The sequence below is a fragment of the Deltaproteobacteria bacterium PRO3 genome (assembly GCA_030263375.1).
GTDB lineage: Bacteria > UBA10199 > UBA10199 > DSSB01 > DSSB01 > DSSB01.
Genome location: SZOV01000092.1, coordinates 1 through 12,615, shown reverse-complemented (window position 1 = coordinate 12,615; position 12,615 = coordinate 1). Strand labels below are relative to the sequence as shown.

The 12,615-nt window shown below is 59.8% G+C and carries 4 protein-coding genes, 2 tRNA genes and 2 rRNA genes; 2 read left to right on the top strand and 6 right to left on the bottom strand.

Going from position 1 to position 12,615, the window contains the following annotated elements:
* The 5 genes from FBR05_12460 to FBR05_12440 form a co-directional block, all read right to left on the bottom strand.
* Positions 1-2,065 (bottom strand): 23S ribosomal RNA (locus FBR05_12460); the annotation flags it as partial.
* Between the two features lie 179 nt (positions 2,066-2,244).
* A tRNA-Ala gene (locus FBR05_12455) sits at positions 2,245-2,317 on the bottom strand.
* Positions 2,318-2,341: 24 nt separating this feature from the next.
* Positions 2,342-2,418, bottom strand: a tRNA-Ile gene (locus FBR05_12450).
* A gap of 91 nt (positions 2,419-2,509) precedes the next feature.
* Positions 2,510-4,067 (bottom strand): 16S ribosomal RNA (locus tag FBR05_12445).
* 474 nt (positions 4,068-4,541) lie between these two features.
* Positions 4,542-8,102: a hypothetical protein gene (locus FBR05_12440; GenBank protein MDL1872991.1), complete on the bottom strand. Its 3,561-nt coding sequence runs from the start codon at positions 8,100-8,102 to the stop codon at positions 4,542-4,544.
* Positions 8,103-8,339: 237 nt separating this feature from the next.
* On the opposite strand from FBR05_12440, the gene FBR05_12435 reads away from it, so the two are divergent.
* On the top strand, positions 8,340-9,644 hold the full coding sequence (locus FBR05_12435) for an FHA domain-containing protein (GenBank protein ID MDL1872990.1): 1,305 nt from the start codon (positions 8,340-8,342) through the stop codon (positions 9,642-9,644).
* Between the two features lie 34 nt (positions 9,645-9,678).
* Entirely contained in the window at positions 9,679-10,917 is a 1,239-nt protein-coding gene (locus tag FBR05_12430) for an anion transporter (protein ID MDL1872989.1), read from the top strand.
* A 9-nt stretch (positions 10,918-10,926) separates the two neighbouring features.
* Here FBR05_12430 and polA read toward each other — a convergent pair.
* A partial coding sequence (polA, locus tag FBR05_12425) for a DNA polymerase I (protein MDL1872988.1) occupies positions 10,927-12,615 on the bottom strand: 1,689 nt, incomplete at its 5' end.

Here is a 12,615-nt window from a genome sequence, read left to right as displayed (position 1 = left end):
GCCATCGTTACGCCATTCGTGCAGGTCGGAACTTACCCGACAAGGAATTTCGCTACCTTAGGACCGTTATAGTTACGGCCGCCGTTTACTGGGGCTTCGGTTCGGAGCTTCGCCTTGCGGCTAACCCCTCCCCTTAACCTTCCAGCACCGGGCAGGCGTCAGACCCTATACATCGTGTTGGTACACTTTGCAGAGTCCTGTGTTTTTGTTAAACAGTCGTGACCCCCATTTCCCTGCGACCTACTTCGGCTCCACCCGCGAGGGGCTTCACCTAATGTAGGCACACCTTCTCCCGAAGTTACGGTGTTAATTTGCAGAGTTCCTTCACCAGAGTTCTCTCAAGCGCCTTGGGATACTCACCCCGCCTATGTGTGTCCATTTGCGGTACGGTCGACCTGACAACTAGCTACGAGATTTTTCTTGGAAGCATGGGATCAATCACTTTGCAGGGTCTAGGACCCATCGTACTCACCTCTCGGATATAACCGAACGGATTTGCCTATCCGGTCATCCTACAGGCTTGAACCACCACAACCGATCGGTGGCTGATCTACCCTTCTCCGTCATCCCTTAGCATCAAACGCTGCCAAGTCGGTTCGGGAATATTAACCCGATGTCCATCGTCTACGCTCTTGAGCCTCGACTTAGGTACCGACTAACCCTGGGCGGATTAACCTTCCCCAGGAAACCTTAGGCTTACGGCGAATGTGTTACTCTCACATTTTGTCGCTACTCATGCCAGCATAAGCTCTTCCAGAACCTCCAGCCCTCCTCTCGGTGGACCTTCGACGGCTACTGGAATATTCCTCTACCGCTCGACTTGTTTCGCAAAACAAATCGAACCCGCGATTTCGGCACTACACTTAAGCCCCGTTACATTTTCGGCGCGGACTCGCTTGACTAGTGAGCTGTTACGCTTTCTTTAAAGGATGGCTGCTTCTAAGCCAACCTCCTAGTTGTCGGAGCGTTTCCACATCCTTTCACACTTAGTGTAGATTTGGGGGCCTTAATCGGCGGTCTGGGCTCTTCCCCTTTCGACTATGAAGTTTATCCCCCACAGTCTGACTCCCGTATATAAGTTAGCGGAATTCGGAGTTTGGTTAGATTTGGTAATCGTTTTCCGACCCCTAGTCCATCCAGTGCTCTACCTCCGCTACTATCCATACGAGGCTATACCTCAATATATTTCGAGGAAAACCAGCTATCTCCCAGTTTGATTAGCCTTTCACCCCTACCCTCAGCTCATCCGAGAACTTTTCAACGTTCACCAGTTCGGACCTCCAGGCGGTGTTACCCGCCCTTCATCCTGGCCAAGGGTAGATCACTAGGTTTCGGGTCTATTGCATGCAACTGAATCGCCCTATTCAGACTCGCTTTCGCTGCGGCTACACCTCAACGGCTTAACCTTGCTACATACAATAACTCGCCGGCTCATTATGCAAAAGGCACGCGGTCAGGCATTGCTCGTAAGAGCCATAGCCCTCCCACTGCTTGTAAGTATACGGTTTCAGGTTCTATTTCACTCCCGTTCCCGGGTTCTTTTCGCCTTTCCCTCACGGTACTAGTTCACTATCGGTCGGAGGCACGTATTTAGCCTTGGGAGATGGTCCTCCCGGATTCCAACAGGGTTTCTCGTGTCCCGTTGTACTTGGGGTTCCTCTAGGGTTGCTTCGGATTTCGTCTACGGGGCTATCACCCGCTATGGCCTGACTTTCCAGACAGTTCGACTATCCTCCACAAATCCCATGTTAAGGCCCCGCAACCCCCGGTTGTAAACAACCGGGTTTAGGCTGTTCCCCGTTCGCTCGCCACTACTAGGGGAATCACTGACTTGTTTTCTTTTCCTAGGGGTACTTAGATGTTTCAGTTCCCCCCGTTCGCCTCGCCAGGCCTATGTATTCAGCCTGGGATAACCGTGCTTTCGCGCGGCTGGGTTTTCCCATTCGGAAATCTCCGGATCAAAGTTTATTTAGCAACTCCCCGAAGCTTATCGCAGCTAATCACGTCCTTCTTCGCCGTCCTCCGCCAAGGCATCCACCATATACTCTTAGTAGCTTGACCAAACTTGTAATCCTTGTTTCGGACTTCTCGAAAGAAGGACGAATCAAGGACACTCATTTGAGTCTTTAACACTTGAGATTTCTGCTTTTTGAAATTGGATTGTCTTCGCAGATCGTATGCAATTGTCAAAGAACACGATTCGCTGTCTTCACACCGAATCAAAACTTTTTTCTCATCTCACTGTGGAGATGAGGGGGATCGAACCCCTGACCCCCGGCTTGCAAAGCCGGTGCTCTCCCAGCTGAGCTACATCCCCTAAGAATGTTTACCAAGAATCTTCTGGTGGGCCTGGGAAGACTCGAACTTCCGACCTCACCCTTATCAGGGGTGCGCTCTAACCACCTGAGCTACAGGCCCTATAGGATTTCGGGCCTGTTGCTGCCCGACTCAATTTGCCGGTCTTTCAAAACTGGATAGTCAACCTAATGGGAGGCGAGGATTGTCCTTTAGAAAGGAGGTGATCCAGCCGCAGGTTCCCCTACGGCTACCTTGTTACGACTTCACCCCAATCACTGTCCATACCTTGGACGGCTGCCTCCTTGCGGTTAGCTCACCGGCTTCTGGTATAAATAGCTTTCGTGGTGTGACGGGCGGTGTGTACAAGGCCCGGGAACGTATTCACCACGGCGTTCTGATCCGTGATTACTAGCGATTCCAGCTTCATGGAGTCGAGTTGCAGACTCCAATCCGAACTTGGACCGGCTTTGATGGGATTAGCTCCCCCTCGCGGGTTGGCAACCCTTTGTACCGGCCATTGTAGCACGTGTGTGGCCCTAGACATAAAGGCCATGAGGACTTGACGTCATCCCCACCTTCCTCCCGGTTAACCCGGGCAGTCCCTTTAGAGTGCCCAACTAAATGATGGCAACTAAAGGTAGGGGTTGCGCTCGTTGCGGGACTTAACCCAACATCTCACGACACGAGCTGACGACAGCCATGCAGCACCTGTCTCGGAGCTCTCTTGCGAGCACCCCCTCTTTTCGGAGGGGTTCTCCGGATGTCAAGTCTAGGTAAGGTTCTTCGCGTTGCGTCGAATTGAACCACATGCTCCACCGCTTGTGCGGGCCCCCGTCAATTCCTTTGAGTTTTAACCTTGCGGCCGTACTTCCCAGGCGGGATATTTAATGCGTTAGCTTCGTCACTGCGAGGTTTAAACCCGCAACAACTAATATCCATCGTTTACGGCGTGGACTACCAGGGTATCTAATCCTGTTTGCTCCCCACGCTTTCGCGTCTTAGCGTCAGTATCGATCCAGAGAACCGCTTTCGCCACCGGTGTTCCTCCCAATATCTACGAATTTCACCTCTACACTGGGAATTCCGTCCTCCTCTCTCGTACTCAAGCCAATCAGTTTCAGGCGCACTTCCTCGGTTAGGCCGAGGGCTTTCACACCTGACATAAAAGGCCGCCTACACGCGCTTTACGCCCAGTAATTCCGAACAACGCTTGCACCCTCCGTATTACCGCGGCTGCTGGCACGGAGTTAGCCGGTGCTTCCTTTGAGGGTACCGTCAATACCTATGGATATTAGCCATAGATAGTTTCTTCCCCTCCGACAGAGCTTTACGACCCGAAGGCCTTCGTCACTCACGCGGCGTTGCTGCGTCAGGGTTTCCCCCATTGCGCAATATTCCCCACTGCTGCCTCCCGTAGGAGTCTGGACCGTGTTTCAGTTCCAGTGTGGCTGATCATCCTCTAAGATCAGCTAACCATCGTAGCCTTGGTAGGCCATTACCCTACCAACTAGCTAATGGTGCGCAGGCCCATCTTTCAGTGATAGCTTTCATGAAGAGGCCACCTTTTACCACTGCTCCCGAGGGAGTCGTGGTCTTATCCAGTATTAGCCCGTCTTTCGACAGGTTGTCCCGGACTGAAAGGCAGGTTACCCACGTGTTACTCACCCGTTCGCCGCTTTACTCATCCTTGCGGACTTTCTCGCGCGACTTGCATGTGTTAGGCACGCCGCCAGCGTTCGTTCTGAGCCAGAATCAAACTCTCCAATTAAGTTATTGGACGATTACTGCTCCCGGCCGAAACCGGGAGATTAATCAAGGATGTTGATTAAAGGACTCGCTTCTTTTCAGTCGACTATCCAGTTTTCAAAGACCGAACAAAACCCTGTCTTGAGACGCTTTAAGACCAAAAAACCTCAATGCTCTCCACAGGAAACCTCGAAAGATTCTCTCGAGGAGGGCGCGGTTTTAAGTTCTTCAATCTTGTTTGTCAAGGAATTTGTTGAGAAAAAATAGGTAATAAAATTAGCAGGTTGCAATGGCGCTTCCTGGGCCTAATTCGAGGCTATTTTTTCTCAAAGACCTATCTCACAAGGCAGGAAATCATATTGCGACGGGCCGGAAAAAGTCAAGGTTCGGACAGAAAAAAAGCGCCTTTTTAAGCAAAATCCGGGCCTAGGCCGCGGGAATATCCCTGGGGGGCCACTCCACCGGCTGAGTCCCCGCCTCCCGGGGTAGTCCCGCCGCTATTCGTCCCGGAGCTCGTATTTCCCGTCTCGATGGAGGACGGTAAAGGTCTTGCGGGCCCCCGTCGGGATCAGGACGCCCGACTTGACGATGGGCGGAGAGGTGTCGATCTCCAGCCGGTATTCGCCCGCCCGCACGGCAAAGGGATTTTGGCTGAGCGGCATCTCGAGGACGGGGGTGTTCTTGTAGTCGTAAAGCGAGAAACTGACCTGCACCGCGTCCCGGATCGCCACCTGCAAGTCCTCGGCGCGGCTCACCTTGAAGGTGCGCCCGCCCATCACTTCGGCCAGGCGCTTGAGCAGCGATTCGGTGGTGGGATCGACGTCGCTGAAATAGATCACGTGCAAGCGCAACCGCTCCGCCTGCTTCGCCAGCCGCGTCGCCACCGCGATCGGATCGCCGCCGCACTGGTCCCAGTGGTTGGCGATCAATAAACCCACTCGGGAGCCCTGCGACTTCTTGAGGTCCTTCTCCAGCAGCTCCAGGCTGCGGGCGAGCGGCAAGGTCCCCTGCGCCTGCAAAACCTCCAATTCCGCCGAGGGATTCTTCAAGGGCTTGACGTCCTCGCAATAGCCCTGCCCCGCCAGCTGCGACGCGCCCAGGACCCGGGCGTTCAAGCGGACGTTCTGCGGCAAGGCCTGCACGAGCCCCGAAATCGCCGCCTTGGCCAGGTCGATCTTGAGCGCCTGCCCCACCGCGTCCTTCATGCCGACGGAGGCGTCGAGCAGCACCTCGACGTTGTCGGGAAATAGCATGCCCGTCGGGCTCAAGCCGGGATCGGCCTGCACGACGATCTCGCCCTGCCCCAACTGGACTTGCACCGCGTCCGTGGTGGTGGCCTGCGAATTCAGGTAGGCCCTCGCCTGGATGAAATAAGCGCCGGCGGGAAAGGCGCTGTTCGACCAAAGCAGGCGATACGGCGCCTGCAGACTCTCGCCGATCCACTCGCCGTCGACCAGAAATTCCACCTTCTGCACCTGCTCGAAGAGGCCGCCGCCGACCTGCGCCTCGATCTCGGCGAGATTGGAAAGGTACTCGCCGATACCCGGCCGCAGAATCTGCACCTGGGGCACCTGTTGGTTGACGTTCACCTGGATTTGGGCGCTCTCGCTGGTGCCGTCAGTGTAGGTCTGAACCGCTTGCAGAGTGTGCTCGCCATCGGGGAGCGAGGCCGAATTGAAGGGTATCTGAAAGGGCGGGCTGGTGGACTGCCCGATCTTGGTGCCGTCGACCAACAGGTCGACCGATTGGGTCTCGACGCCCTGGCTGCGCCCGACCGAGAGCAGGACGTTGAAATTGCCCGCGACCGTGTCCTTGTCCATGGGCTTGACGAAGCGCAGCGGCTTCTTGGCGACGTACTGCACCTCCACCGTCTCGGCGACGAGGTCGCCCTCCTGCGTGGCGAGCAGCAGGGTCAGACGATGCGGGCCGGGCTTTACTTTCAGCGCGCCCAGGTCCACAGACTGCTGCAACAAGCTCTTTTCGAGATCGATCGGCTTCTCGTCGTCGACCTTGAGCTGCAAGGATTGAATCAAACCGCTGTCCTGCGCCACGACCTCGAAGGAGAGCTTGCCCGCCTGAAACACGGGCTTGCCTTCCGCGTCTTTCGCCCACTTCAGCCGCGGCAAGGGGGCCAGCTGGGGAAAGCTGACGGCGACTTCGCCCAGGCTCTCCGCCGCGGCGGAGAGCAGTTCGAAGCCCAGCGAGGCCGGGGTCGGCGCGGCGTAGACCGAATCACCCGGGCTTTCCACCGCGCCGAGCGCGAGAATACTGAAGGCGGCCTGCTGCTTCTTCGCCTCGGCGGCGGCCGCATCGCGCTGCTCGGCCGTGGGCAGCTTCGGCGCGTCGGTGACGAGAATCACCTGTTTGAGCCCCTTCGCCCCGGAGAGCTTCTTGAAAGCCTGACTCATCGGATCGCCGCCGGCCCCCGCCCCGCCCTGCAGCGCCTTGGCGATCTGCTTGGGCCAGGCCGTCGCCTCGCCCGCCTGCAGGGTCTCCGCGGCCGCGGGCCCGACGACATGCAGCCGGTCGTGCCCGCGCAACTGCCGGGCCAGCTCGAGGATGGCGCCGGTCAGGGAAGATTTCACCTGGGTCTCGACCAAACTGGGGAGATTCACCAAGAGGGCGATCTGTCGTTCTTGGCCGAGTCGCGAGGTCTCGACGCTGGCCTTCACTCCCTTCAAGGCCTTGTCGCCGCGCTCCAGCACGAGATGCTCGGGCACGCCCGGGGCGAAGCTGCGGCCCTCTTGATTGCGCACCATCAAGAAGGCCTGGCGCCCCTTCCCTTGCGGGCGAGAACGGGAGGCGGCCACGCTCAAATGCATCCAACCGGCCTTGCCGAAACTCGGCTTCGCGTTGAAGACCTGCACCCGGATCGGGCTGGTCGCAGGATCGAGTAGGGTCGCGCCGAAGAAGTCCTGCTTCGCGAGGCGTCCCAGCAACGGTAGCTCGAGGCCCTGGCGGTCGAGCAACTTGACCCCCAGCGCGGTCCCTAGCGCGGCGATGCCGAGCAAAACCCAACCCCCGCGTCGCAACAGGGAGCCTTCCGCGCGGGGATGGAAGAGCAAGGCCAGCAGCACCCCGAGACCGGCCAGCGGAAAGGCAAATCCCAGGGCGAGGACTCCGGGGCGCAACAGGAGCGGGAGCTTGGCCAAGGCGGCGGGCCCCCAGATGCCGTCCTCGAATTTTAGCCCGGCGATCAAGGCGAGGGCCGCGGCGATCGCGATCACAAGCCAGGCCAGCAAGGCCAATAGCTTCGGAATAAAACCGACCCGCTTCGTCGTGAACAAGATCCAGGCCACGACGCCCGAAGCCACGATCAGGAAAGGCCCCAGCCACGTGTCGAGTGGCAACTTGAAGAAGTGCAGCGACTCGGGATCGGAGGTGTAAAACCGGAAACCGGCGTAGCTGACCAAGCCGAACCAAGCCAGGACCGTGCCGAGGAAGGCGGTGCGTCCCTCCCAGCGCCGCAACAAGGCGCCGCCCAGGCAGAGCAGCGAGAAGGCCACGGCGACGATTGCCGGCAGGCGCAGCGCGGCCCCCTGCCGCAGCACCTCGACCAAGCCCTCGGCAAGGAACAAAAAGAAAAGCAAGGCCAGGGCAAAATAGGCCGGAGAAAATTTTGGCTTGGCGTGAGGCGGGGGCGTTGCGGGAAGGGCCTCTTCCTCGATCTCCGGCGCCTCCGCGGCCACGGGCCGGGGTTCCGGCTTGGCCTCCGGCTTCGAGGGTTTCTTTTCACGGGGCAACTCCGGCCTCGCGGCCTTTTCTTCCCTTCGGGCCTTGGGCTCTTCCTTGGCGGGGCCCCCTCGTCCCCCCTTAGGCATGGGCTCAGTCGTCTCCTCGGGCAGGGCCTCGCCGGGAGGAATCTCCCCGACCTCGTGGTCGCCGGTGCGCTCTTCGTCGAAGAAGGCGATGTCGTGGAGGTCGGAGTCCTCCGCGGTTGGAGCGCGGACGATGACCGTCTCGTCGAAGCCTTCTTTCAGTTGGCGGATGTCGACGTCGATGACGGTCTTGTCGAAGTCTTCCGGGCTGGGTTTTTTCGGATCGTCTTTTTTGGCCATGATTCCCTACCGAAGCGCTGATGCCCCCTATTTTTAATCAGGCGGCCCGGAAATACAAAGCATAATCTTTCCAATAGCTTAAAAAGCCCCCCGCGCCTCGGCCCCCGCGCCGATCGAAACCGCGTCCGAGGGTAACTTCAAGAATCGCTTAAAGTTTTAAGTGTTTGACGAAGAAAAAGACCTTTGTCTAGAATTCGAGAGGCCAAGTGGGTAATATTTGAAATCACAGGAGGAATTATGGCCGTGCCCGCCAAGACCGTCACCGAGGAAAGCAGCAGTCCCTATGCCGTCAACAAGGCCCTCTTCGACGAGGCCACCTCGGTCAAGGACAAGATGAAGCTGATCGAGGGCCGGCTGCAAAAGATGGAAGAGCATCGCAGCGAGGTCTCGGACTCCGTCTACCTCAAGGTCAAGACCGACTACGAGGTCCAGCTCGACGAGGTCCGCGGGCATTTTGAGGGAAAATGCCGCGAAATCGAGGGCGAGCTCAAGCACCTCTATGAGGCGCAATCCGAGCAGGAGGCCTCTCTCTCCAAACACCAAGAGGTGCTCGAGGAGGCCAAATTTCGCCACCGGCTGGGGGAATACAACGACAAGAAGTTCAAGGACATCGAATCCCAGCAAAATAAAGAAATTAAAAAATACAATGACTTACTCGACACTATTAAAGCATCTATTAAGCAATACGAAGACATCCTGGGCCGCGCCTTCGACGCCCAGGCGACGCCGGCCTATGAAAAACCCGCGGCGCCGGTAAAAAAGAAGGTCGAGCCCGCCCCGCCGCCCCCGGTCGCCGCGCCGCCTCCGGTGCAGGCCAAGGCGCCGCCCACGGCCGCCCCGGCGCCGGTCAAGGACGAGGACACCCTCAAGACGCAGAGCCCTCCCATAGAGGATTACGTCGAGGCACCCCTTCCCTCGCTCGCCAAAGAAGAAGCTCCCACCGCCGAGTCCGAGCAGGCCTTTGAGGCCAAGCTCAGCGACGAGCTCGACATGTTCCTCGAGACCGAGGGCGATTATTTCAGCCAAGAGCCCGAGGAGGCGCCGGCCGCACCTCAGACCCCGCCCCCGGCACCCAGCGCCCCGGCCGCCAAGCCCGAGCCCGCCCAGCCGTCCACGGTGAGCAAGACCAAACCGGTGGAGGATTCCATCTCGACCATCCTGCGCGACATTCCCCTGGAAGACGAGGCCGGCGAGGCCGTGACCCAGGGCGCCTCCGAGGAGACCGGCTCGAACATCGACGTGCGCGAGATCCCGGCCGAGGCCTCCCTGCTGCTGATCGAGGGCGATTTGGACGAGAGCGAATTCATCCTGGGCGAGAACACCAGCATCGGCCGCTCGCCCTCCAACGACATCTGCCTCAAAGAATCCAAGGTCAGCCGACAGCATGCGGCGATCAACTTTCGCAACGGGCATTACGTCATGATCGACCTGAAGAGCTCCAACGGCATACTCGTCAACGGCCGCAAGGTGGAAGAGGCCTATCTGCAGGACGGCGACATCATCACGGTGGGCAGCTTCAAATTCCAGTTCAACTTGGCCTGAAGAATCCGGCAAATAGCTTTGGTGGCTCCGGCCTATGACCTCCCACCCTAACGCCACCCTGCTCGTATTCATCGCCGGCTATGCAGCGTTGGCCGTCGGCCATCTCTTTTCCTTCAAGATCAACCGCACGGGCATCGCCCTGTTGGGAGCCATTTTGATGGTCACCGTGGGGGGCTTCCCGCCGCATCAGGCCCTGCTGGCGGTGAATTTTCCGACCCTCATCACCCTCTACGCCCTGATGATCCTCTCCGGTCAGCTCTGGCTGTCGGGCTTCTTCACCTGGGTCGCCCAAAAGATCGCCTCCGCTCTCGACCGGCCCAAGGTCTTTCTCTTTCAATTGATGGCCGCTTCGGCCCTGCTCTCGGCCTTTTTGATCAATGACGTGGTCTGCCTGGCCTTCACGCCGGTCGTCACCCTTGCGGTCCTCCGCAAGGGCCTCAACCCGCTGCCCTTCCTGATGGGATTGGCCTTAGCCGCCAACATCGGGGCGGCGGCGACGCCGATCGGCAACCCGCAGAACATCATGGTCAGCTCCATGGCCCGCCTACATTTTTCCCAGTACCTCCTCTGGAGCCTGCCGCCGACGCTGCTCGCCTTGGCCGCCGCCTATGGCCTGACCTGGGCCCTGGGCCGCAAGGACTTGAAGACCGTCCAGGCGCCGCGCCCCCTCGAGGAGGCCTTCCCCGTCCTGGACCGCCGCGAGACGACCAAGGGACTGCTCCTCTTCGGGATCGTCGTGGCCCTCTTCTTCACCCCGCTGCCCCGCGACCTGGTCATGCTGAGCGCCGCGGGGATCCTGCTGCTCAGCCGGCGCATCTCCAGCACCGATCTCCTCGGCCGGGTCGATTACTCGATCCTCACTTTGTTCACGGGCCTCTTCATCATCGTGGGCGGCCTGCGCGACACGGCCTTCCCCGCCATGGCTCTGCGGGCCCTGCAGTCCTGGGGCGTCGACCCGCACAACCCCTACTTATTGACCCTGGTGACGGCGGCCTTCAGCAATTTGATGAGCAACGCGGCCACGGTGATGCTGCTCGCCAAGACCCTTTCCCTCCAGGACACGGCCACCGCGATGGTGCTCGCCCTATCCAACAGCTTCGCGGGCAATTTGCTGATCATCGGCAGCATCGCCAACCTGATCGTCGCCGAGCAAGCGGCGCGCTACGGGGTGGAGATCCGCTTCCGGGCCTTTGCGCGCTACGGCCTTCCCGTCACGGCGGTCTCGCTGGCGATCTTGATGGGATGGATTTGGCTGAGGCTGCGCTGGGGCTGAGGACTTGGCTCAATGCGCCTCGGCCCAATTCGGGCCCAGTCCGATCTCGACCTTGAGCCTCACGCGGAAGGGCACCGCGCCCTCCATGCGGCGGCGCACCAGCTCGCGCAGGGCCTCCCTCTCGGGGTCCGCGGCCTCGAAGACCAGCTCGTCGTGCACTTGGAGCAGGAGGCGGGATTTCATGCCCTTCTCGCGCATCTCGGCCTCGATCTCGACCATCGCCTTCTTGATGATGTCCGCGGCGGTGCCCTGGATCACGGTGTTGAAGGCGATGCGCTCGGCGAGGTTGCGCGACATCGTGTTCTTGCTGTCGATCTCGGGGACGAAGCGGCGCCGCCCCATATAGGTGCGCACCTCTTTCTTCTCGCGGGCCTCGGCCAGGACCTTCTCGCGGTACTCGCGCACGCCGGAGTATTTTTCAAAATACTGGTCGATGTATTTCTTCGCCTGGGCCTGGGTGACGCCCAACTGCCCGGAGAGTCCGAAGGGCGTCTGCCCGTAGACGACGGCGAAGTTGACCGTCTTCCCCGCCGCGCGCATCGCCGGCGTGACCAGGGCCTCGTTCACCTGGAAGATGCTCGCCGCCGTCATCCGGTGGATGTCGTGCTCTTCGGCGAAGGCCGCCAACAATGTGGGGTCCCCCGAAAGGTGGGCGAGGACCCGCAGCTCGATCTGGGAATAGTCGGCGCTGAGCAGGGAAAATCCCGCTTCGGCGACGAAGGCCCGGCGGATCTTCGCGCCGTCCTCGCTGCGGATGGGGATGTTCTGCAGATTGGGATCGCTGCTGGAGAGCCGGCCCGTCTCGGCGATGGTCTGGTTGAAGCTGGTGTGGACCCGGTGCGTCCCGGGATCGAGGATCTCGAGCAGGGCGTCGACGTAGGTCGACTTCAGCTTGGCCAGGCTGCGGTACTCGAGGATCTCCTTGGGCAGCTCGTGTACCTTGGCCAACTCGGTCAAAACATCCACGTCGGTGGAATAACCGGTCTTGGTCTTGCGCTGGACCGGCAGCTTGAGCTTTTCGAAGAGGATGGTCCCGAGTTGCTTGGGCGACTGGATGTTGAAGGCCTCGCCCGCCAGGGCGTGGATCTTGGCCTCCTGCGCCTGGATGCGCGCGCCGAACTCGGCCTGCAGGCCCTCGAGGAATTTCTTGTCGACCTTGATCCCGCGCCGTTCCATCTCCTCGAGGACCAGGCTCAAGGGGATCTCCACGTCATGGAACAAGTCCCAAAGACCGGCCTCCTTAAGCATGGGCTGGAAGAGCTCGGCCAGCTGCCAGGTGACGTCGGCGTCCTCGCAGCTGTACTCCGCGGCCGCCTGGGGGTCGACGGCGGAGAAGTCGCCGCCCTTCCCCGCCACCTCCTCGAAGGAGATCATCTTGTGGTCGAGGTGGCGGGCGGCCAGGTTGTCCAGCTTATGGCTGGTCGCCGGGTCCAGCAGGTAGCTGGCCAGCATGGTGTCGCAGCTCAAGCCCGCAACGCGCACGCCGTGATTGCGCAAGACGTGGGAGTCGTACTTGAAATGTTGGGCGATCTTGGCGACCGCCGCGTTTTCCAGGACGGGCTTGAGCGCCGCCAGCGTCGGCTCGAGGGCGAGCTGCCGCGCGGCATGGGCGTGGCCGACCGGCAGGTAGTAGGCCTCCCCCGCCGCGGGGGCGAAGGAGAGCCCCACCAGGCGCGCCTTGAGGGGGTCTAGCGAGGT

Coding starts and splice junctions, on each gene's coding strand:
- FBR05_12440 (MDL1872991.1), bottom strand. CDS start 8,102: ATGGCCAAAAAAGACGATCCGAAAAAACCCAGCCCGGAAGACTTCGAC.
- FBR05_12435 (MDL1872990.1), top strand. CDS start 8,340: ATGGCCGTGCCCGCCAAGACCGTCACCGAGGAAAGCAGCAGTCCCTAT.
- FBR05_12430 (MDL1872989.1), top strand. CDS start 9,679: ATGACCTCCCACCCTAACGCCACCCTGCTCGTATTCATCGCCGGCTAT.